Source organism: Edaphobacter modestus (genome assembly GCF_004217555.1).
GTDB lineage: Bacteria > Acidobacteriota > Terriglobia > Terriglobales > Acidobacteriaceae > Edaphobacter > Edaphobacter modestus.
Genome location: NZ_SHKW01000001.1, coordinates 2,142,667 through 2,165,182, shown reverse-complemented (window position 1 = coordinate 2,165,182; position 22,516 = coordinate 2,142,667). Strand labels below are relative to the sequence as shown.

The 22,516-nt window shown below is 56.1% G+C and carries 23 protein-coding genes; 15 read left to right on the top strand and 8 right to left on the bottom strand.

The window, feature by feature from the left end:
- Window positions 1-22 precede the first annotated feature (22 nt).
- From BDD14_RS08970 to BDD14_RS08910, 14 genes are all read left to right on the top strand, one after another.
- Window positions 23-1,381, top strand: a complete 1,359-nt coding sequence (locus BDD14_RS08970; RefSeq protein WP_130418504.1) for a TraB/TrbI/VirB10 family type IV secretion system protein — start codon at window positions 23-25, stop codon at window positions 1,379-1,381.
- 10 nt (window positions 1,382-1,391) lie between these two features.
- Window positions 1,392-1,637, top strand: coding sequence for a hypothetical protein (locus tag BDD14_RS08965; protein WP_130418503.1), 246 nt, complete (start codon window positions 1,392-1,394; stop codon window positions 1,635-1,637).
- A 17-nt stretch (window positions 1,638-1,654) separates the two neighbouring features.
- A complete protein-coding gene (locus BDD14_RS08960) occupies window positions 1,655-2,461 on the top strand; it encodes a hypothetical protein (RefSeq protein ID WP_130418502.1) in 807 nt (268 codons plus the stop codon).
- Window positions 2,462-2,479: 18 nt separating this feature from the next.
- Window positions 2,480-3,337, top strand: a complete 858-nt coding sequence (locus BDD14_RS08955; RefSeq protein ID WP_130418501.1) for a type IV secretion system protein — start codon at window positions 2,480-2,482, stop codon at window positions 3,335-3,337.
- A 13-nt stretch (window positions 3,338-3,350) separates the two neighbouring features.
- Window positions 3,351-4,034: a VirB8/TrbF family protein gene (locus tag BDD14_RS08950; protein WP_165420000.1), complete on the top strand. Its 684-nt coding sequence runs from the start codon at window positions 3,351-3,353 to the stop codon at window positions 4,032-4,034.
- 455 nt (window positions 4,035-4,489) lie between these two features.
- The gene (locus BDD14_RS08945) at window positions 4,490-4,873 is read left to right on the top strand and encodes a single-stranded DNA-binding protein (protein ID WP_130418499.1); all 384 of its coding nucleotides are present in this window, start codon (window positions 4,490-4,492) and stop codon (window positions 4,871-4,873) included.
- 66 nt (window positions 4,874-4,939) lie between these two features.
- A complete protein-coding gene (locus tag BDD14_RS08940; RefSeq protein WP_130418498.1) occupies window positions 4,940-5,896 on the top strand; it encodes a TadA family conjugal transfer-associated ATPase in 957 nt (318 codons plus the stop codon).
- Entirely contained in the window at window positions 5,893-6,837 is a 945-nt protein-coding gene (locus BDD14_RS08935) for a DNA-primase RepB domain-containing protein (protein WP_130418497.1), read from the top strand. Before BDD14_RS08940 ends, BDD14_RS08935 begins: the two co-directional genes overlap by 4 nt.
- A gap of 24 nt (window positions 6,838-6,861) precedes the next feature.
- The gene (locus tag BDD14_RS08930; protein WP_130418496.1) at window positions 6,862-7,176 is read left to right on the top strand and encodes a hypothetical protein; all 315 of its coding nucleotides are present in this window, start codon (window positions 6,862-6,864) and stop codon (window positions 7,174-7,176) included.
- A gap of 198 nt (window positions 7,177-7,374) precedes the next feature.
- On the top strand, window positions 7,375-7,761 hold the full coding sequence (locus BDD14_RS31705) for a plasmid mobilization protein (protein WP_165419999.1): 387 nt from the start codon (window positions 7,375-7,377) through the stop codon (window positions 7,759-7,761).
- Between the two features lie 2 nt (window positions 7,762-7,763).
- Entirely contained in the window at window positions 7,764-9,680 is a 1,917-nt protein-coding gene (locus tag BDD14_RS08925; protein ID WP_165419998.1) for a type IV secretion system DNA-binding domain-containing protein, read from the top strand.
- Between the two features lie 5 nt (window positions 9,681-9,685).
- Window positions 9,686-12,394 carry a MobF family relaxase gene (gene mobF, locus BDD14_RS08920; protein WP_130418494.1) on the top strand — a complete coding sequence of 903 codons (2,709 nt, stop codon included), beginning with the start codon at window positions 9,686-9,688 and terminating at the stop codon, window positions 12,392-12,394.
- A 235-nt stretch (window positions 12,395-12,629) separates the two neighbouring features.
- Window positions 12,630-13,781: an ATP-binding protein gene (locus tag BDD14_RS08915; RefSeq protein WP_207231707.1), complete on the top strand. Its 1,152-nt coding sequence runs from the start codon at window positions 12,630-12,632 to the stop codon at window positions 13,779-13,781.
- A gap of 17 nt (window positions 13,782-13,798) precedes the next feature.
- Window positions 13,799-14,152 carry a hypothetical protein gene (locus tag BDD14_RS08910; protein WP_130418492.1) on the top strand — a complete coding sequence of 118 codons (354 nt, stop codon included), beginning with the start codon at window positions 13,799-13,801 and terminating at the stop codon, window positions 14,150-14,152.
- A 207-nt stretch (window positions 14,153-14,359) separates the two neighbouring features.
- Here the strand turns inward: BDD14_RS08910 and BDD14_RS08905 are convergent, their stop codons facing one another.
- The 8 genes from BDD14_RS08905 to BDD14_RS08870 all read right to left on the bottom strand — a co-directional run bounded on the left by BDD14_RS08905 (window position 14,360) and on the right by BDD14_RS08870 (window position 21,746).
- Entirely contained in the window at window positions 14,360-15,172 is an 813-nt protein-coding gene (locus BDD14_RS08905; RefSeq protein ID WP_130418491.1) for an amidohydrolase family protein, read from the bottom strand.
- A gap of 26 nt (window positions 15,173-15,198) precedes the next feature.
- Entirely contained in the window at window positions 15,199-15,654 is a 456-nt protein-coding gene (locus BDD14_RS08900; protein ID WP_130418490.1) for an RNA polymerase sigma factor, read from the bottom strand.
- A gap of 89 nt (window positions 15,655-15,743) precedes the next feature.
- Window positions 15,744-15,896 (bottom strand): universal stress protein, encoded by a 153-nt coding sequence (locus tag BDD14_RS08895; protein WP_130418489.1) that lies wholly within the window; start codon window positions 15,894-15,896, stop codon window positions 15,744-15,746.
- Window positions 15,893-16,834 (bottom strand): nucleotidyl transferase AbiEii/AbiGii toxin family protein, encoded by a 942-nt coding sequence (locus tag BDD14_RS08890; RefSeq protein ID WP_130418488.1) that lies wholly within the window; start codon window positions 16,832-16,834, stop codon window positions 15,893-15,895. The genes BDD14_RS08895 and BDD14_RS08890 overlap by 4 nt, the downstream gene beginning before the upstream one ends.
- Entirely contained in the window at window positions 16,824-17,678 is an 855-nt protein-coding gene (locus BDD14_RS08885; protein WP_130418487.1) for a type IV toxin-antitoxin system AbiEi family antitoxin, read from the bottom strand. The genes BDD14_RS08890 and BDD14_RS08885 overlap by 11 nt, the downstream gene beginning before the upstream one ends.
- A gap of 295 nt (window positions 17,679-17,973) precedes the next feature.
- A complete protein-coding gene (locus BDD14_RS08880) occupies window positions 17,974-19,275 on the bottom strand; it encodes a tyrosine-type recombinase/integrase (protein WP_130418486.1) in 1,302 nt (433 codons plus the stop codon).
- A 99-nt stretch (window positions 19,276-19,374) separates the two neighbouring features.
- Window positions 19,375-19,629: a hypothetical protein gene (locus BDD14_RS08875; protein WP_130418485.1), complete on the bottom strand. Its 255-nt coding sequence runs from the start codon at window positions 19,627-19,629 to the stop codon at window positions 19,375-19,377.
- Window positions 19,630-20,033: 404 nt separating this feature from the next.
- Entirely contained in the window at window positions 20,034-21,746 is a 1,713-nt protein-coding gene (locus BDD14_RS08870; RefSeq protein WP_242617835.1) for a sigma-54-dependent Fis family transcriptional regulator, read from the bottom strand.
- A gap of 27 nt (window positions 21,747-21,773) precedes the next feature.
- On the opposite strand from BDD14_RS08870, the gene BDD14_RS08865 reads away from it, so the two are divergent.
- A complete protein-coding gene (locus BDD14_RS08865) occupies window positions 21,774-22,499 on the top strand; it encodes an SDR family oxidoreductase (protein WP_130422892.1) in 726 nt (241 codons plus the stop codon).
- The last annotated feature ends 17 nt before the right edge of the window (window positions 22,500-22,516 follow it).

The window sequence follows — 22,516 nt, the reverse complement described above, 5'->3', positions numbered from 1 at the left end:
GGCTTTAAGAGGAGCGTTCAATATGGCAGAGCAGACCGACGATCCGCAAATTCAGGGCCAGCCCCATGCCGAGCCGGGGTTGTCGAAGAACGCCTTCGTGCCCAGAGGCGTTCTCCAGAAGAACATCAAGTTGTTTGTCTATCTCGGCGCAGCCTTGCTTGTGATCCTAGCTGCCCTTGCCAGTTCGCACACCGAAACAACGCCCGCGCAACAAGCAGCGGCACGGCATGAACCTCCGCAACCGAACTTGCAGGACAACACGGATAACAACGTGCAGGACTTGAAGAACCAGCTTGCCGCCGAGCGGCAGAAGCAGGCTAACCAGGCGGCGGCAGCGCAAGCAGCTGGGACCGACCCCGCGTTTTCAAACGCGACGCCCGCACAGCGTGCCGCTGCCGCCGGGTACAGCACGAACGGCCAGAGTATCCCGTGCGTCCCCGGACAAACTTGTCCGCCACAGGGGTACAGCCAACAGGCAGGCGGAGTCCAGTCGCAGATGACCCCTGAGCAGGAAGCGGCTCAGCAACTCGCGGTGAAAGAGCGGGAGAAGGCGTTCGAGTCGCGATTCTCATCGAATCTCGCCTACTCGCGCCCAGCCGATCCGCCGCCGCAACGCGCCGAAGAAGAGCGCTGGAGTGCTATGCCGACCGGCTATGCCCCGGGTGCTCAGCAACAGGAAAGCAGCTTGCTTGCTCCCCGTGGAGCAGGTGAGCAACGGACGAGCCAGATGGGACAGGCGTCGATCAAGCATGGCCCGGAGGTTAATATCGACTCAGCCATCGGCCAAGCCTATGTGATTTATGAAGGGCTGACGATGGACACGGTTTTGATGAATCGGTTGGATGGTGATGCCGTTGGCCCCGTGAAGGTGCTTGTCTCGAATGCCGTGTACTCGCACGATCACCAGCACGTCCTTATCCCTGACGGGACGATCGTGCTGGGTGAAGCGAAGAAGATTGGCTCGTCAGGCTTCGGCCAGCAACGCCGAATGTCCGTAACCTTCCACCGGATGATTATGCCAGATGGTTATTCCGTGGACCTCGACCAGTTCCACGGTCTCGACCAGATCGGCGAGGAGGGTTTGAAAGATAAGGTCAATAACCACTACCTAGAGATCTTTGGAACTTCAATTGCCCTAGGCGTCATCGCCGGAGCTGGCGTAATTACCCAGGGCGGCGGCACCATCTCTACCAGCGGCTCACAGGCATTCACCACTGGGGCCGCCGGCAGCGTGTCTCAGTCGGCAACCAGTATTCTTGACCGCTTCATTCAGATTCCGCCAACGATAACCATCCGCGAGGGCCATCGCATCAAAGTTTACTTTACGCAGGATATGTTGCTGCCTGCGTACAGCAACCACACGATAGCCCAATCGTTCTAGGAGGATGTCTATGCAGAGAAAGTTCATTGTCGCTGCCATCGCTGTTGCCGTATTCGGCCTGAACGGATGTGAGAGTCATCAAGCTAAGGTTGATGCACTTCAGAAAGAGTACGACCAATTAGCTAGTCAGTTTCATCAAGACTGTTCCGCCGAATATCTGACAATACCGCCAACAGTAAGCCAGAAATGCACGGAAGAAGATAAGAAAGTTAAGGAAGCATGGCAGCGACTCCAGGCGGAACACGCCAAGCAATAACCCAGAGGAGAAGATTTATGAAGACGCTCTTTATTACGGCCCTCGCAATGGCAACAGCCGTACCGATAGCACACGCTCAGTTCGGATCCGGCATCGTCTACGATCCGGCACAGTCAGCCCACGCAGCCCAACAGATACTCCAAGCGAATCAGATTTATACAACCACGCTCAAGACCACACAGAACGTGATTGGAGCCTACAACCTCGCGCAACGCATGGCGAACCTCCCGCAGTCGCTCTATATGTCATATAGCAATTTAGGACGCCAGCAGTGGATCACACTCACGCAGCCTGCAAATACCTACGGAAATTCTTTAGCGTGGATGAATGCGGCTTCTACCGGATATGGCGCATCGTCGGCGAACCAGACCGCAAGTGTGCAACGTACCAGCCAGATTTCTGGATACAGCTCGCTCAGTCTGCAAGGGCAACAGGCGGTTGCCACCCAAGGTGCCACCGTCGATCTCTCAGATGCGGCAAACGCGACGAGTCTACAGACGGTTGGCTCAATACGGGCGAACTCCATCCAGCGCGAAGCCGATATCAGCCAACTTGAAGCTGCGAGTCACTCTGCCGATCCAGCCCAGCATACCGAGATGGCAACGCTACAGCGCATCAACCAAGCACTATTGATTGAGTTGAGAACACAGCAGGAGACTAACCAGATGATCCAAGCTCAAGCATTGCAGCAGATGGTTGGACGGAAGGTGCAGCAAGACAATCTAAAATCGCTTTTCCTGCTTGGGAACAGTTATCAGCAAATATTCAATACCGTTACACCGCAGCAGACAAGCGCGGGTACGCAGTGGGCGTTCCACTATTGATCCAAGGGAGAGGCGGGCATGGATTTCCTCATACTCATTAAAAACGGATGCGACAATCTGACAGCAACGGTCGCTCCCTCCGTAGACTCTCTGGGAGTGCATATGGTGCTGTCCCTCGCCACCATCATGCTCGTCTGGTTTGGAGTGCAGGAGGCGCTCGCCTCTGCCCAGGGTGGTCCTGGGTTCAATCTGGGGAAGTTTCTGAACTTTTTTCTACTGATTACCTTCGCTTACTGCTTCGTCAAGTTCTACGATGGCTCCATACCCGGTATCGGCTATTCGCTCAAGGGCTTCATTAGCGGTGGCACGAGTAACCTCGTCGATTACATTGGCCACGACTCGACGCAGGAGGTGCAGACTACCATTCGCACCGCATTGGCGCAGGCCGGAAATCTCTCTCCATCGTTCACCGAGCCGTATAAACTCCTCTGTACTTATACCGTACAAATCATTCTTAGCGTTCTGACCGCACTCATCGCCGTCATCATCGCCTACGGAGCAATTGGGGCGACGATCATCGGATTGCTTGGCCCTGTATTCATACCTTGGATGGTCTTCGACAAGACCGAGTTCCTGTTCTGGGGTTGGCTAAGAGCGTTTCTCAGTTTTGAGTTCTACAAGGTCGTAGCTGCAGCCACTATGAGCGTGATGAGCCATCTGCTGATTACCTATCTCACCAGCGGAGCGATGAACCTCAATAGCCCGGAAAAGCTGGTTACTCTCATGCCGGCTTTGCTCATGCTGTGCTTCGTTGCTGGTTTCATTCTGCTCAAGATTCCCGCTATGACCGCCTCGCTCTTCTCCGGCCACACTGGCGGACATGATGCTGGCATGGGAATGATGACAGGGATGGTAACTGCGGGACTGTTGAAGTAAACGGAGGATGAATATGGCGACAGCAATAAAAGCGTCTCCCGAGATCACTCGTGCAGCGGAACGCTATCTAGAGCAGTACGGTGATCCGTTGGTGATGAATACCTATCTGAAGGTGACGATTGTCGTTCTGTTGGTCGTCTGCCTCTCGCTTGCCGTGCTCGTCTTCAAGAGTCAGAAAGCCCTTGCGGGGATCCACCCATTGATCGTTCGTATCAACGATGTGGGACGTGCGGAAGCGATCGACTATCGCAACTTCCAGTACCGGCCCCAGGAGGCCGAAAACAAGTATTATCTGACCCGCTGGGCCGAACTGTACTTCAGCCGCAACCGCTTCACCATCGAGCGCGATCAAACCAGCGCTCTCTACTTCCTCAATGGTGACGTTCAGCGTGCCGTGATTGAGAAGGAACGAAACGACAACATCATCCTGACTTATCGGAACGACAGCACTCTTCCTTATGTCGATATAGAAGTGAAGAGCGTCGTCCTTGACGACCTCCGGCAGTCGCCCTATGCGGCACGGATCGAGTTCGAGAAGGTGTTCACGAACCCGGCGGATCATACCGAACTCAAACGGGAGCGATGGACAGCCAGCGTGACCTATGTCTTCCGAGAGAACGTGAAGAACAACGAGCTGGCCGTTGACCCTCTTGGGTTGACCATCGTGCGCTTCCGGGCCGACCAGGCGTTCAGCTAAGAATTTATCGACTTTCCCAGAGGCTTCGAGATGCCCAAAATTGCTGCCAATCCGGCTGCTTCACCCCCCCCTGTGCCTATGCAGGTGTTCGCGACGAACCAAGGCCAGAAACCATGCAATGAAGGTGGCGAAGGGTCATCCTTCCGCAGAGTTCTTGGCCGCTCGAATGACGTTGCAGTTTCGGCAAACTTCCGCAGCCAGAACGCAGATGAGAACTATGTTCCCGCATGTGTCTGCCCGTTTTCTATCCCGCCTTTTGCACGGTCACTGCTTCGGGGCCCCATCCGGCGCCCTGCGGCAGCTCGCTCTTCTGCTTCGGCTACGCCGCCCTACGGGTTACGGTTTCCGTTCCGGAGCCTCCGTAAATGCAGAGCTTCGGCACTTGGGAGCCGGGCCCACTTCGCTATTTAGTGACCCGAGCAAGTTCGGGAAATTCAACAAACGGAGACACGACCATGTACCAGAACAAAGTAACCCTCATCGGCTTCCTCGGCAACGACGCAGAAGTTCGCGCCAACAACGACCGCACCTTCACAACCCTCTCGCTGGCAACCAAGTCCTCATACAAGAAGGATGGCAAGTACATCTCCCACACCGAATGGCACCGTTGCATCGTCTTCGGCAAACTCTCGGAGTTCGCCAAGACGCTCACCAAGGGCGCACATATCCAGGTCGAAGGCGAGTTGCGGAGTCGGGAGTACGACAGCAAGAAGACGGAAACCAAGCAGCGCATCTGGGAGATCAAGGTCGATTCAATCCTGAAGCTCGACCGCGCAGAGAAGGCCAGCCCGGAAGAGCAGGAGCAGCACGACCTAACCCTTGAGGAAGAGGCCGCATAGGCCGCTTGTTCTTTACCCCCGGAAGCCTGGCTACACGCTGGGCTTCCATCTCTGTGAGGACCCGCTATGAGTTTCGAGTTGATTCTTCCATTTCTTCGCCCCATAGAGCCGCTGTTGTTGGACGACAGCGTCAGCGAGATCATGGGCAATCCCGACTCCTCATGGTGGTATGAGCGCGATGGGATTATGCGAAGAGAAGAGACGGTTTCTTTCGACGCCGGCAGGCTTCGCACCGGCCTCGAAGTCATCGCCAACCAGCTTGGCAAGAGGCTCGACGAAGACAACCCCGTCCTCCACGCGCAGCTCCCTGACGGGAGCAGGCTTGCGGCCGTCATTCCTCCGGTCGTGCGGCCTTCGCCCGCGCTCATCGTTCGGAAGTTCCCCAGCCGTCATTACACGGTCGATGACCTGATCGCTCGCGGCACGCTGACGCAGCCGCTCTCTAAACTGCTTTCAGAGTACATTCGCAACGGGAAGACCGTGCTCATCAGCGGCGGAACTTCTACTGGCAAGACGACCATCCTCCGTGTACTTGCGAACGCCATCCCTGAGGATCAGCGCATCGTTGTCATCGAAGATACGTCGGAGCTTCATATTCGCAAACCGAACATGCTGGCGGTTGAGTGCCAGACTGATACGTTCAAGGCAAGCATCTCTTTCGATGACCTTCTCAAGTCCGCTCTCCGCTGGAGACCGGACCGAATCATCCTTGGCGAAGTGCGCGGTATGGAGGCGCGGACGCTGCTCGATTCGCTCAACACTGGCCATGCCGGTTCGCTTGCTACGATCCATGCGAACTCCGCTGAGAAGGCTCTGCATCGTTTCGCCAATCTCGTCATGCGGAATCACGCGCAGACGACCTTCTCCGACACCGAGGCAGAGATCGCAGAAGCGGTCGATTTCGTTATCCATGTCGAGCGGCAGCCAGGTCGCCGCGTCATCCGCGAAGTGCTGGCGCTTCGCGGGTACGACCGTGACGCAAAGCGCTTCCTTATCGAGCCGGTCTTCGAGGTTCAGCCATGAAGACAATTGCCAACGACTTCCTCACCCGTTGCTTCGCTCCGAGTGAGACGATTGCGCTCCTGCTTCGCCGCGAATCTGCGGCTTCTACACTCCAGCGGATCGTTCTTCTGGAGCGTGCTCTAGCGCCTCGTTACCTCGGCTGGCTTGCTCATCAGAATACGGAAGGCTTCAACATCTATGTCGCTGCCAATCCGCTCCGCTCTGGCAGCCGGAGGCGTACCAAAGAGAACATCGCCGCCATTCGCCACCTATATATAGATATCGACGGAAACGGGGAGGCCCGACTCGCTGCGCTTCGGGCCTCTAATCTAGTACCGACGCCAACGGCTATTCTCTCTACCTCAAGTGGCAAGTATCAGGTGCTTTGGCGGGTCGAAGGCTTCGACTTCGACGTCCAAGAGGCCACGCTCAAGCTGATTGCTATCGCCTTCGGCGGCGATCCCGCCTGCACGGATTGCAACCGTGTCCTTCGCTTACCAGGATTTGCGAATTGCAAGTATGATCCCTCGCAAACGGTGACTATCGAATACCTCTCCCACGCCACATGGAAACCAGAGGACTTCCGCCTGCACGTTCCGCCAGAGGCCGCCGTACTACCTCGCCCGACCGTGCATCACATTCGTCCCGATATGCCGACCGCTTCCGAGCACGATTGGACCTGGGTTGTGGATGAGCTTGCCCACGGCACGGACGCGGTGATGCTGACGGATCTGCTCGCTTTACGTCGCGAAGATAAGCCCAATCCCCGGTATTACGCGCAACGGACGGTCGATATGGCTTCCGCTCGTCTTTGGCTGCTGGAAGGCACAACCGTATCGGATGTCGTCGCGATGCTTGAAAGCCGCCGCCGTTGCGAGATCCCCGCCGAACATTGCTGCGCTCGTGCGCGGGAGATTGCAGCCACCGCGCAGCGGATGATTGGCCGCAGAAAGTTTGCTTAAACCCCACCTCAAAGGAGAACCAATATGCCGTTACTTGAAGTCACCCAATCCCGTCAGATCAGCGCTTCCGTCCGGTTGGACGAAGCAACTGCGGCCCAGGTCGATCAGTACGCCACCTTCATCCACGCATCGGCGGATGACGTAGTAAATAAGGCTCTCAACTATGTCTTTGTGAAGGACCGTGACTTCCAGGACTTTTTGAAGAGTCCGCAGGCGAAGCAAGTTTCCTCCACCCTTCGCATCCGTAAAGCTCCTGCGAATGATGCTCCCGAGCAGCCCGTGAAGAAGCCTGTTGCGGCTGTTGAAGCTGTCGATTCTGCACGGGTGTCGAAGGCATGATCCGGCATGCAATTCCGGGATGGAGCAAGAACGGTGCTCCGCACCGGAAGAATGTTGACACTCCATCCCTTGAAGGGTTGGCGTTCGCTACCAAACGATAGCGTCCGCTACCGGAGACAGAATGAGCAACTTACCAAGCTGCGATAGCACCCGCTACCTTTCGGTATCGTCCGCTATCGCTTCCTGAGCGAGGAAATCATGGCTGGAAATAGCGCACTCGCAGAACAGAACGAAGAGGTTTGCCGCCCCTCTCTAAAGAGCCGACAGATCGGTGTCCGCGTCACGGAGATGGAATACGCCACGCTCGAAAGAGAGGCATGGCGGACGGGGCACAAGGTCGGCGATTGGGCGCGAGAGCAGTTGCTGGAGCGAATGAAGCGGGCGGAGGACGACCGCATCTCCGCCCATGTATTCACCGAGCTTGTCGGCCTGCAAATGCTGCTCATGGGCGGCTTCTCCCATTTGCTGCAGGGCCAGACATTGACGGCGGAACAGTGTCAGGAGCTTGCGAAGAATGTGCAGTCCGGCAAAGCCAAACGTGCCAAGGAACTGCTCGCTCAGCGCCTGAAACAGGAGGACAGATAGTCATGGCAAACGTCGAGAAGTGGGGCAGAAAAGAATCCATCATCTGGCCGCCGCGCGGCTTTTACAACACCTATGGGGCGATCTTTATAGGACTCGTCCTCATGGGCTTCCTGATCTACCTGCGCTTTCAGTTTGGGATGAAGCCGCTTGAGCGTTACTACCTTCTGTACTATGTCCGCTCCGTCGCCAGCATCCGGCCCACGGCGAAGTATCAGCTTCTCTTCGTGAGCAATGGAAAGCAGTCTCGCTTTGCGAGTCTTGCTGATACCGAGGCTGGGTCTACGGCCCAGCCCGACGGGAAGCCCATTGCCCTCCAGGTCTCCAAGCTGGCGAGTCAACAAGGGTACGACCGGATATGGCGCGAGCCTGGACGGATGTATGTGAACAAGCCACTGCACACCTTCTTCTCACAGCAGGTCTACAGCGGCTACGATCTCTGGCAGTTATTTTCCACGCAGATCTATTTCGGTGGAATCGCCATCGTCCTTATACTCCCGTTTGCTCTCCCGAAGGACGTCAAGCATCGCAAGGAACTACGCTATGGGCGACGTTTGAAGGGGCCGAATCTTGTCACAGCCAAGGAGTTCAATGTTGCCATCCAAGGCGACGGCATCGGCATCAAGACGGACGATATGGACGAGCTGCTGTGCATTCCGGCACTGGCGGAGAACCAACACATCCTTGTCATTGGAGACACCGGCTCCGGCAAGTCGAGCTGCATTCGGCAGTTGGCGTTTCGCATCCAGGAGCGTGGCGAATGTGCCGTCATCTTCGATCCGGCAGGTGAGTTCATCCGCCAGTTTTACAACGAGAAGCGACACGATGTAGTGCTCAATCCCCTTGACGAGAGGATGCCGTATTGGAATCCGGCAGAGGAGGTGGATGACGAGGCGGAGGCCCTGACTCTTGCAACTTCGTTCTACCAGCCCGACAAAATCCCCAACCAGTTCTTCGTTGAGAGCCCGCAGAAAATCTTTGCCTACCTGATTAGCCGCGAACCAAAACCGACGCCAGAAGATTTGATCGAATGGATGGCAAGCAAGGACAAGATCGAAGCACGGCTTGAAGACACGGAGCATTCGATTCTCGTCGATCGGACGGCGGGCCCACAGCGCGTCGGCGTCCTGAGTTCGCTCAATAAGATTGCGACGACTCTGAGGATGCTCCCGACACTTAAGGAAGCCGGGAATCGTCAGTGGAACGCGAGATCATGGTGTGAGAATCGGGACGGCTGGATATTCTTGACCTCCACCGTCCAGACGCACGAAGCCATTAGACCCCTGCATTGCGTGTGGCTGGATATGCTCATCCTGCATTTGCTGGGAATGCGGAACAAAGACCAGAAACGTGTCTGGTTTTTCATTGATGAGATGGCCAGCTTGCAGCGGCTTCCCCAGTTGCATACAGCCTTGACGCAGAATCGGAAATGCGAAAATCCCATCGTGCTCGGCTTTCAGGGACGCAGCCAACTTGAGACTCGCTACGGTCACGATGCGGAGGCGATGCTGTCGCAGCCCGCGACCAAGATTTTCTTCAGGACGGATGAACCAGAGGCGGCGAAATGGATCTCCGACAACCTTGGCGAGATAGAAATTGAGCGGCTTAAGGAAACCCACTACGACGGCAGCCGCGCTGGGAAGAACTTCACGTTGGAACGCCTCAGAGAAGCGATGGTCATGCCATCTGAGATCCAGGGTCTTCCCGATCTGAATGCGTTTCTCAAGTACGGCAACCACATCGCCCGCTTCTCCATGCCGTTCGTGAAGCTCGATGACAAGTTCGATGACTTCCTTCCGCGCAAGAAGCGCAAGATCGATCCGGCGAAACCACCGACAACGTCCACATCGAAGGCTAAAGAAGCCTCCCCGGAGACTGATATCGAGCCATCTGCGGACGATCTCGGAATGCAGGTGTCGTAACCGCTATGCTGACCATCTCCAAAGCACTTTCGGCTGGACAAGCGCAGTCCTATCACGCCAAGGAGTTCACTGCGAAGGAGCAGAGCTATTGGGCGCAGGGGAACACTGTGCAGGGGGAATGGCAGGGACGCTTAGCGGAGCAATATGGTCTAACCGGAGCGGTCAGCGCAGAGGACTTCGCAAAGTTGAGCCAGGGCCAGCATCCGCAGACAGAGGACCAGCTTGTCCGTCACAGGACAGCCTACGAGTACGAGGATGATCGAGGGAAAGCGGTCAAGGCAATGGAGCACCGAGCCGGCTGGGACGCTACCTTTTCCGCCCCCAAATCTGTTTCACTGACGGCCCTCGTGGGTGGCGATGACCGTGTTCGTGAAGCGCATCGTGAGAGTGTGCGTGTCGCCTTGGACCAGTTGGAGCACTACACTCAAGCGCGGATCGGCGGCAATCATCCAGCGGAGACAACGGGTAAGTTCATTGCCGCCAAGTTCGAGCACGACACCGCACGGCCCGTCGATGGCTATGCCGCGCCGCAGCTCCATACCCATGCCGTGATCTTCAACGTGACCGAGCGCGAAGATGGTCAGAGCCGTGCTCTTCAGGAACGGGCGCTCTTCCAATCCCAGCAATTTACGACGGCGGTCTATCAATCGGAATTGGCCTACCGCTTGACGCGGATGGGCTATGAACTGGAGCCGGGAAGAAGCGGAGCGCCGGAGATCAAGGGATACACACAGGAGTATCTTGACGCTTCCAGTCCTCGCAGTCAGCAGATTCGGGAGTATCTGGAATCGACCGGGCGCAATAGCAAGGAGGCGGCTGAGATCGCCGCCCACTCCACGCGGGATCGTAAGGAGATACTTACGCCGCAGGAAGTTCTCGCCGCCCACCGGCAGCTCGGGGCGGACTTCGGCAATCAGGCCGACGCGGTTGTCCATGCAGCCCGCGAACGCGCCCTGCATTTGGATCCGCTTAGCAACGGTACGCTGAGGGCTCAGGAGGCCGTTACGTTCGCCCGAGATAAGAACTTTGAGCGCGAGGCGGTCGTGGACGAGCGCCTCCTGATGCGTGATGCGCTTCGCAGAGGAATGGGCGAAGCGCCCTATGCGCTCGTGCGCGACAATCTCGAATCGCGTCATGCTGCTGGGGAGTTCTCCACCATTGACGGTAGTCCTCATCAAACAGGCCGACAGCTCACAACGGCCCAGGCCATAGCTGCCGAGAATGACATCGTTCGCCAGATGCGAAATGGACAGAACCAAGTCGAACCGATGCTGTCGATTAGGGACGCGCTTGCCCTGACGGAGCGGCACGCTCACCTCAATCCCGGACAGCAGGAGGTCATCAAAGAAGTGCTGACCTCCCACGACAGGGTACAGGGAATTCAGGGAGTCGCAGGGGCCGGTAAAACGACCGCGCTTGAGGTCGTCCGAGCGGGGGCGGAGTTCTCCGGGTATCAGGTCGAAGGTTTCGCGCCGACCTCCCGCGCTGCCAAGCAGCTTGAGGAGGCCGGCATTCATTCGGGGACGTTGCAGGGCTTTCTCGCACGGGGACAGCAAGAACAGGAAATGCCAGAGAAGTGGCTGTACTTCGTGGACGAATCGAGCCTCGCCAGCACCAACCAGATGCGCGATTTTCTGAGCCGTCTTGGCCCACAGGATCGCGTCATCCTTATAGGAGATACACGCCAGCACCAGGCGGTCGAGGCTGGCCGTCCGTTCCAGCAGTTGCAGGAGGCCGGGATGAATACCGCGAAACTTAACCAGATCGTGCGTCAGAAAGATCCGGAGCTGAAGACCGCCGTGGAACAGCTTGCCGTGGGTAATGTGGCTGGCGGTATAGAAGCGTTGACGAGACAAGGCCGAGTGCAGGAAATCGGGGATCCGCGAGAACGAGTTCAGGCCATTGCCAAGGACTATGCGAAGCACCCAGAGAACACCCTGGTTGTTTCGCCGGACAACGCCTCGCGCCGCGAATTGAACCAAGCCGTGCGACAGGAATTACGAACCAAGGGTGTTGTCGATACGGTCGATCATGCCTTGCGCGTGCTCATTCCGCGCCAGGACCTGACAGGCGCTGATCGGCAGTGGGCCGAGCGCTACAACCCGGACGATATCCTGCGCTACTCGCGCGGGAGTGCGGTGCTCGATATAGAGGGCGGCAGCTACGCGCGCGTCGTCTTCACAAACCCAAAGGAGAATCTTGTTACCGTAGAGAAAGACTCCGGTGAACAAGCTGCTTATGACCCCAAGCGTCTCGCAGGTGTCAGTGTGTACCGAGAGATCGAGAGGGACTTCGCCGTGGGCGACCGTATTCAGTTCACGGCTCCCGACAAGGAACTGGGCGTCTCGAATCGTGAATTGGGCACCATCAAGCAGATTGCCGAAGGCCTAATCTCCGTCTCTCTCGATAGCGGCAAGTCGGTTGACTTCGACCCGTCTTCCAGCCGCCACTTCGATCATGGCTATGCGGTCACAAGCCACAGCTCCCAAGGCCTTACCGCAGATCGAGTGCTCGTCAACATTGACACTTCCAGCCACCCGGACCTCATTAACTCGCGCTTCGCTTATGTCTCGGTCTCGCGCGCGCGGTTCGACGCTGAGATTTACACGAACGATGCATCGAGCCTGACCAAGAACCTGAGCAACGACATCTCCAAATCGTCAGCGATTGAATTTACCCATGTCAACGCCCCGTCTCAGGGCCTCTCTATATAGACTCAATGGAATCCGGACTTAAGCACGATTCCACAGCGGATCTTTACGCGAATAAAGGGTACGAAGTGCTTCACCTTTGTAGTCATACCTCCCGCCCGAAGTCAGAACGCTGCAGCTTGAATCAGCCAAGTGAAGTAGATCGTATGCAAGACGGGACTATCAAAATAGCACCTTGCAAATATGAAGCGGCGTGGCATAATTACAAGGTATGATTGCGAGGCTGGCACAGCCGAAGTTGCGTAAACTCCTCCAGCAGTTTCCCGCTGTGGCGCTTCTCGGCCCTCGGCAGGTGGGCAAGACCACCCTCGCACACTCCTTGGCAGATGAGCTTGGACAGCAGGCCCTCTACCTTGATTTGGAGCTTCCCTCCGACCGAGCGAAGCTGACCGATGCGGAACTGTACCTCTCACAGCACGCAGAGCGGCTGGTCATACTCGACGAGATTCACCGGCTTCCCGGCATCTTCGAGACGCTCCGTAGCCTAATCGACCAGCGGCGTCGGAAGGGCAAGCGCAATTGTCACTTCCTGCTTCTCGGCTCTGCCTCTATCGACCTGTTGCAGCAGTCTGCCGAAACCCTTGCTGGACGCATCGCTTACGAAGAGCTCACCCCATTTTCTGTGAGCGAAGTCGCCGAGGCTGGGATCGGCTCGGCTGACCAACTTTGGGTGCGCGGCGGCTTCCCTGACAGTTTCCTAGCCGCCAATGACCAGGACAGCTTCACATGGCGTTCTGCCTTCATCCAGACCTACCTTGAGCGCGACGTCCCCGCGCTCGGGCCGCGTATCCCAGCGGAGACGCTCCGGCGCTACTGGCAAATGCTCGCGCACAACCAGGGGCAGATGCTTAATGCAGCGCAGATTGCCAGCGGGCTCGGCGTCAGCGGGCATACGGTCGCACGCTACCTCGATATCATGGTGGACTTGCTGCTCGTTCGCCGCTTGCAGCCGTGGGCTACGAACGCGAAGAAGCGGCTGGTTCGTACACCCAAGGTTTATGTGCGCGATACCGGATTGCTGCATGCCCTGCTCGGTATCCGCGATCAGGAGGAGTTGCTTGGGCATCCCGTTGTCGGTGCAAGCTGGGAAGGAATGCTCATCGAGAACATCCTCCATACGCTGCCAGCGACAGCCCGACCTACGTTTTACCGTACTTCAGTGGGAGCGGAGATTGATCTCGTTATCGAGTTCAGTGCAAAGGAGCGCTGGGCCATTGAGGTCAAACGCTCTCTCGGAAATCCGGCACCGAGCAAGGGCTTCTATATTGGATGCGAAGACATCCGGGCGACAAGGCAGATCGTGCTCTATCCCGGTGAGGAGAGATTCAGGCTCGACTCGACGACAGAGGTGATGTCATTGCCTTGGCTGCTCCGCGAGATCGGCACATAGAGACAAAAGTCGCACTAGTGGTGCGACTTTTCCGCTTACAGAAAGTTCTCAAACGGAACAGGAGGGTAACCGCCTTTCTCCGTAAGGCAGAGGAGGGCGCAATCGGCAAGCTGATCGTCGAAGCTGCCATCCTGCTTTCAGCGAGTAGGCAAGCGGACGGCGGTAAGGTTCTCCGCGCCGCAGCCCAGGCGTACAAGGTGGACACCGATGCCATCGCCCTCAAGGTCAAGCAGGAGTTCACCGCGAAGGACAAAGCCAGAGGCGAGAAGAAGCCGCAAACAGTAGCAAAGCCAGAACGAAAGCGGGTTACCGTGACGCCAAACACCCGAGATGTATTGGCCGTCGAACTTGCTGTAACGTGTCGGGGCTGAAGATGAGCCCGCACCTTTCTGGCTCTGTGCCGCATTTTGAACACTACCGACTGCTGTCATGACATTTCTCCCTGCCAAAGCCGACGAGCGGCTTCGCCATTTGCTATTGCGGTTGAAATTGCAGTATTGAGTCGCGCATCTTGAACCCCGGTGCAGTGGATGCCGGGAATCGCTGAGCGTCTAGACCATGCGGGCATCGTGGAAGAGCTACAGATTAAAGACCTTCCGCGCAGTCTCACCGAGGATGTTGCGCTTTCCCTCATCGCTCAGGAATGGTAGCCACGCCATCCGGCCTGGGGTATCAAAGTCCCAGTGAGGCCAGTCAGATGAGTACATCAACTGAGTTTCGGCGTTGATTGCCTTGAAGGTGGCCTGCAGCAAGTTAAGATCAGTAGCCTCCATGGGTTGCGAGGTGTAATACATCTCACGCATGTAGTCGCTGGGCCTCTTCTTGAGCAACGGGGCGTCGGACTGGCGCATGAGGTATTCGTGATCAAGGCGCTGCATCATGAAGGGGACCCACGCGAGGCCGCTTTCTACCCAGACCACCTTCAACTTCGGAAAGCGCTCCGGAAGACCGTTGATGACCCAGTTCGTCAGATGAAGCATGTTGCAGGTCACGAACGACATGGCATGAATCGACAAAAACTTGTTCATGTGGCTGACCATCGAATCCGAAAGTGTCGGGCCAGCGTGGAAGGCCAGCGGCAAGCCCAACTCCTCGAGCTTCTTGTAGATCGGCATGTAAGCGTTGTTATTAACCGCAATCCTGCGCTGACTGGTCACCATGAAGCCGATGACGCCTGGAAATCCAGCATACTCATCAATCATGCGGATGCAGGCCGCCGGATCTTCGAATGGCAATGCGAGCAATGACCGCAACTTTTCATCTTTGGACAAAATGTTCTTGGTGAACCATTTGTTGTAGGCAAGGGTCAGTGCGGTTGCAATCTCGGGGCTCGGATGCATACCAATCTCGAGCATCGGCTGCGGGAACACCACCTGGATGGCGATGTTCATGGTGTCCTTGGCGCGCCGGATCAAAGTTAGATCGCGAACTTCACCGTTGAGTGCTGTACACAGAGTTCTTCAACGCTTCTCTTGCCGTCTGTAATTTCATATTGGACCCAGTTCTCACCGTCCGTGATCTCCATCGACGTCTCACGACGGGTACGCCTCCTCCGTAGAGTCATGAGCGTTGAATTGATCGCAATTCGCGTGAGCCAGGTTGAGAATTTTGCCCTGCCGTCGGATGTCTTCAAATGAACATAGGCTTTCATCCAGGCATCCTGAATCGCGTCTTCTGCGTCGTCTCGGTTTCCCATGATCCGGTAGGCGATCTTGAAGGCCGTATTTGAGTGCCGCGTCCACAACTCCACAAAGGCGAGATGATCCCCTGACTTGGCCGCCGCAACGAGGACTTCATCTGTTGCACCACGATCAACTAATTCCGCGTTCACGAGGGGCTCGTCCTGTTGTCTTTGTAAATCCACTTCTGCCATAAACTCCCCTTTCTCAGCAGCTCTAAGCAACGCACAGTGTCTGGTTCTCCGGATTCCGCGCGAGAATCGTTGATGTTGTGGTCCAGCAACTAGTGGACTCCGAGAACATCAAATCGTGCGTGCTGGGCCAGCTCACTCGCCGTGCTTCCGAAGATCACGCCTCCAAACTCGGAGTGTGGAGTGATCCCGAAAACAAGGAGGTCTGCTTGTACCTGGTGAACGGCATCCAGAATGCTATTCACCGGTTTACCACCGGTTTACCATCAATGGTGGCAAGCGTCGCTTCAAGACTCTCAAGCGTTTCCTCGTACTTCACTGGTTGCTCGATTCTCAACCGTTCGAGATTCATCAGCTTCCAGCGGATTGCTGGAAGGTTGCGGACGTTGGGTAATCCGAGAAGATCCCAATCAGGTTTCAGCTCGTGAAATGAGAGCAGGAACCGTTTGGAGGCTTCATCCAGGTGAGAACGAATCTCCGAAATGAGTTGTTGTCGTACTGCAAGAAGTGTATCGAGGGAAGTTTCTTCGACGGTCATGCCCACAAACTCTTGCTCAAAGGCTTGCCTTATCTCTTTCAAGCGCGGTTGCAGGACTTCGTGTGCTGGACGGTTGTGGCTGAGGATGTATGCGAGAAAGGTTTGGAAGAGAGTCTTGTCGATGCCTTCATTCGCAAGCAGGTATTGAACATCGAATAGATCCCGAGGATGTTGACGGTCGAGTGCTGCAACCAGTTTTCCCGCGTAGAGATCAGCGAATGAAACCACTTGGATTTCGGCAAAGCCAAATCGTTCCTCCACGATTGGCCGTACAATCCCCAACTCGGTTGGATGGACTGTTCCCCGAAGAACCGGAGTGACTTCAATCTTGATCTGGGCGTTCCGCTGACGAATAAGAATTCTGGTTCCATCAGCGTTTGCCGTGTCTGTGACGACACTTCCGGGAATCGCTTTGCGAATGGTCTCGGCGATGCGACCCAGAGCAGATCGTATGCCCAGAAGCGAAGTCTCTCGATCCTCAATGGGCAGGTAAACGAGATCAATATCCACCGAGAGCCGAGGCAGGTCTCGCACGAAAAGATTGATTGCCGTACCACCCTTGAGGGCAAAGCAGGTTTCCGCCGCCACATACGGCAGCAGGCGAACCAGAAGGGCTACCTGCGCCTCGAAGACTTCACTGGGCATCGCTTGGACCTCCGGTAGCGAACAGTTCAGTTGGGAGCGTGATCTGATAGCGAGAGTCGAAATGGCCCTGGGGAACCAATTGACGCTTTCCCTTTCCTAGATCGACGGACGACTGATCGAGATGCTTCAACCAGGCGTGTCCGTGTCGGTCCGCATACCAGAGAAAGAGGCGTTTCACTTTTATACTCCTGCATTCCTGCAGGAGCTTCCCCACCAGTCCAGGACGCAAATTGGCGAGTCCTTCCATGACGACATCAACCTGATGAAAGCTCTCGTGCTGCGGAAGTTCATCCATCATCTCCAGGATTGCTCGCTCCGGCACCGACATCGTCAAAGACCATTCCCACGGACTCGTTGACTCCGCATCCTTCGTGGAGCCAGCAGCTTCACCAGAACGCAAATCGTAGCGCCTCATCTCAACTCCTGTACTGGAGTTCGCAAAGAGACGAATAGAACGGGTTTCAAAGTGAGCCGACGAGGGAAGTTTGGCGAGCCAGGACGGTATGCCTTGCCCATAGAGGTACACCGTGGAAGCATCGCCGGCTTCGAGATAGTGGGCGTAACCGGATAGCTCGACTGCCGTTCGACCGCCGACATGAAGCGGCTTGTGCATGACCTGCTGAAGGGAGAGGACGACCAAATCCCAGCGAAGCAAACTCTTGGCTGCTTGCATGGGCCGTCGATACACTCTCGGCCCTAGTCGTTCGAGCCAACCCCGATCCACATAGTCGCGTATCGACGAACGAGAGAGCCCCTGTGCTTGCAGCCACGCGCTGTCTGCCAGAAATCCTTCTGGCAGAGAAAGCAAGAGATGGTTTAGCCGAGATGATCTTTGTGCATCCATGACGCACATAATCGCTCATCATCAAACACCATGTCAAGTTCACATAAACTCACAAACGTGCGTCTTGAACGCACCTTTGTGGCTAAGTTCAAACCTGCCCGTCATACCCTTGGCTGTTGTGCGGCAAGTTGCCGCACAGCTGCCGGGATCGTCTTTACGAACTCTAAAGCGCAAATCCAGGGACGTACTGGAAGAGTTTTGGGCTGCTCCCCCACGGGTTCAGCCCAAGTCCGCTCGGTTAAATTTTGGTAGCAAATTGGTAGCATTGGTAGCAAACTGGGCCGGTTTTGCCGACTCAGCCGACTAATAACTGCTTATCCGTCAACAACTTATGTTTTTGGCCGATGGCATGGAAGAGGTCATCGGTTCGATCCCGATCAGGTCCACCAATAAACCTCCTGCAATGAGTACGTTGCAGACTCTGATTTGAAGTCTCGTCTGTCTCCGAGGGTGCGGAAGGGTGCTGAAATTTCTTCACCTCCAAAGGAAGTATCAATTCCACGACTTTCAGGCTCGCTTCGCGCTTTTGTTGGTCTACCGCGCGGGTGTAAATATCAAGCGTTGTGCGGCAACTGGAATGTCGCATCAACTCCTGAGCAACCTTAATGTCGATGCCAAGTGATCTCAGGTTCGTCGCCAGCGAATGACGGAAGCTGTGCCAGCCGATCTGCTTTCCAACGACTCCGATCCTCGCTAATGCGGGGCGAATACTCTTCTCCAGGATGCTGTCAGGGCTGAGGGGCTTGCTGCCTTTGAACCGAGTTGAGGGAAACAGAAAATCCACATCCGTAGCATAGGGCGATTGCGCACGCCACTCCAACAAAGCGCTGAGCACAAGCGGATGAAGCGGGACGGGGCGGCAGGACGACTCGGTCTTCGTCTTCCCGAAGCGATTGCGCACGCAAGACCTCAAGATATTGACCTCCATCGTCCTGGTGTTGAGGTCTAACCACGTCAGAGCGATCATCTCTGATCGACGTAGTCCAGTGCTGCCAATCAGCAAGACCATGGTCCGGTCCCGCACCGAGAGTTGTTGTACTAATTTCTGAAATTCTTCTGGCGTGAGAATGTCTTTATCGCGGAGACGTCTCTGTGATGTCCTCACTCGATTGATCGGGTTGAACGTTAGCCATTGATAGCGGATCGCATGGTTGTACAGCACCGACAGGACACACTTGAGTTTCGCCTTCGAGGCCGGCGCCAATGGGAGAGAATGGAGCCATTCCTCGACCTCTACTGTTCGAATGGAACCAAGCCGAAGGCACCCCCATCTTGGCTCAATGTAACGCTTGAATAGATTGCGATGGTTATCGATTGTCGAGAACGATTTCTTCTCTTGAGTCAGCTCGTGCGCTCGATAGTGCGCCGCGAGATCACATATGGTGTGTGGTGTTCCAATGTCGACGTTGATTGAGCTGCGAAGTGCAGCGACAGTCTTTTCCGCTTCTTGTTTACTCCGAATTTGAGCTACGCTGCCGATGATCTCCTTCTTGTAGATTCGCTTTCCGGAGGAATAGTCGTACCAGCGAAAAACCCACACATCGGAGCAGCCTTTTCGCTTCACTTTGAAGAGGCTTCCTTGCTGAAATCTGTTCATTTGATCTCCTTTGCATACAATTAGTCCTGCCTGATCGGAGCGCCAGGGTGTAACAGTACTCGGTCCGGCTAGATGCAGGAGCAGTCACATCTCACCGGGTCATCCATGTTTGGGAATGGAGTACCCGGCTTGCCTGATGCCTCCGTCTTGCGAGAGCAGCACAATGCTCGATTGGGTTTGTTCGGAAGCGACGCGGTATCTGTGCCAGGTCGAAAGTTCGATACGAGCGACAACTTCGCGCGGAAGATCTCCAAAATCGAGGATGATCGCACTGAAGCCGCCCGTTTGAATGAGCAAGTCTGTGCTTCGCAGCGCCTGCTCTACAGCGTCATAGACGCGCGCGTGTTTCGTCATGCGGACGGGTGCCGAAGAGGAAATGAGATTTGGCTCAAAGCTCTGCGGCGTCGGTCGAGGCTTCGAAATGGGTTCAGCACAGCGAGCCTGTACCATTTCACTGTTCAGGAGGCGGTCTACTGCAGCGGAGAGGCCTTTTACTTCGGTGCGCGGGTGTGTGCCATGCCCTCCGCCGTGTAGCCCTTTCGTCGCTGGCTTTGGAGCGAAGTACGCGGAGGGTAGAGAGAATTTGCGCGTCTCTTGCTCCGAGAAGGTTCCATGCACGCCGCAAGGGGCTATTTGCGTGACGATATTCAAGAACTGTGCGAGTTCACACGCAAGATCCGTCTTGGAGTGCCGTCATAGCACGAGTGGCTTGAGTAAAAGCACTGGAAGAGAGCGGCTGACGTTTACTTACGGGAAGATCAAGAAGCCTTAAAGTGGTGCCGGTTTATACCCAGCTTCCTTATTTTTGATTCTAGGGTCTGGCGAGGAATGCCCAGCTTAATGGCAGCGCCGGTTGGACCCCCAATTACGCCTTCGGATTCCCGAAGTGCGGCTTCGAGCATTTCCCTTTCGTGCTCGACGAGGTCAGCAACCAGCGGAACAGACTTCGCAGCCAACTTGGGAGGCACGCGCGTAAGCCAGGCTTCATCTACGAAGAAAGTCTCCCCTTCAGATAGAATCACCGCCCGCTCGACTACGTTTTGCAACTCTCGGATGTTGCCTGGCCAGTCATACGTGCGGAAGAGTTCCATTGACTTCTTGTCTATATTTCGAATCTTCTTACCTGCTTTTTGGGCGTAACGGTCGATCAGGTATTCGACCAACAACGAAATATCACCAATGCGCTCGCGCAACGCGGGTAATCGAATCGGAAAAACATTGAGACGGTAAAACAAATCCTGACGGAGCGTCCCTTCAGCCACCGCTGTGGGCAGGTCTCGATTGGTAGCCGCTATCACCCGCACGTCAACCGAAACGGTTTGAGTACCGCCCACTCGCTCGAATTCCCGCTCCTGAAGAACTCGCAGCAATGTGACCTGCGTCTCTGGCGGAAGATCGCCTACTTCATCGAGGAAGATCGTTCCTCCATCGGCCGATTCGAAACGACCTAGGCGGCGCTGAGTGGCCCCCGTGAAGGATCCTCTTTCGTGACCGAACAGTTCGGAGGCAATCAGCGATGTCGGAATCGCCGCGCAATTCACTCGTATGAAAGCACGGTTTGAACGCTTGGACCGGTTATGAATTGCGCGAGCAATCAGCTCCTTTCCTGTTCCGGTTTCACCTAAGACCAAGACTGTGGAATCCGTCGGAGCTACCTTGGAAACTTGAACCAGCACACGACGTAATGGCTCGGAGGAACCGACGATTTCCTCGAACATGGATGAGCGTACGATGTCTTCGCGCAACGCAACGTTTTCGTTTCGTGTCCGGTCTTCGGCGCGCTTGCGATCATCGATGTCAGTTCCCGTCGCATACCAGCGCACCGGGCGTCCCTGTTCGTCGCGGAACGGGTTGTAGCGGATGAGGAACCAGCGATATTGCCCGTCCTTCCCCAGTTTTCTCTCCTCAAACTCAAACGGAAGGCCGCGCGCAAGAGCGGCCCTCCGCTCGTCCCGTATTCTCTCTACGTCGTCCGGATGGATGACCCGCTCACGAGCTTCTGGAGAAGACAAGTCTTGGGCAGTGAGGCCGGTATAGTCGAGAGATGATTGGTTCACGTAGAGCACAACGCCGTTCGGGTCAAGCACGGCAATGCTCTGCGGAATAGCATCGGTAATCCGGCGAAACTCTAGCTCGTCCTCAAGGAGTTTCTTCTCCGCTCTTTTTCGATCTTCGATGTCGGTATTGCTTCCAAACCACCTGACGACGTTGCCTTCAGTGTCGAATTCTGGAACGACACGTATGAGGAACCATCGGTACTCTCCGTCATATCGACGGATGCGGGTTTCCAGTTCGCCTGGTTTGGGATCATCCAGCAAGGCTAGCCATTCACGAATGAGTCGATCCAAGTCATCCGGGTGAACGACCACCTTCCAACCCCAACCTTTCCCCTGTTCCTGGGTCAGACCGGTGTACTCGTACCAGCGTTTGTTCAGATATTCCTTGGACCCATCAGGGAAACTCGTCCACAAGAAAGATGGAACCGTGTCGATGACGGTCTGGAGCCGGGCAGCCTCACGGGGGGCTCGCGCGGCATTGGTGCTGCAATCGCCAAGCGTCTGGCTGCGGACGGAGCGAACGTGGCCATCACATACACGAAAGGTGCCGATGCGGCCGCGTCGGTCGTCAATGAGATTGAACGCGCTGGCCGAAAGGCGATCGCAATTCAGGCGGACGCCGCTGATGCCGACGCCGTCGAAGCCGCGGTCGAAAAAACCGTGGCGACATTCGGCCGCCTCGACGTCCTTGTGAACAATGCCGGCACGGCTATTCCGAAAACGTTCGAGGAGACCTCGCTGGAAGAGTTGGACCGCCTGATTGACGTCAACGTCCGCGGCGTATTCGTCGCGACGCAGGCGGCGCTCAAGCACATGAAGAGCGGCGGCCGCATCATCTCGATCGGCTCGGCTGTGGGCGAGCGTGCTCTGACGCCCGGCCTCGTGCCCTACTCGGCCACGAAGGGAGCGGTCAAGATGTTCACCCAGGGGCTGTCCAGAGAGGTGGGGAACCGTGGCATTACGGTCAACAATGTGCAGCCGGGTCCGATCGACACGGATTTGAATCCCGCCTCGGGCGAGTGGGCGGTACCGCAGAAGGCCTTTACAGCGCTCGACCGCTATGGGCACGTTGATGAGGTTGCCGCATTGGTGGCGTTTGTCGCCGGTCCGGAATCCTCGTACATCACCGGGGCAAATCTTACCGTGGATGGCGGAATGATTGCCTGAACCAACGCACGCGAAGT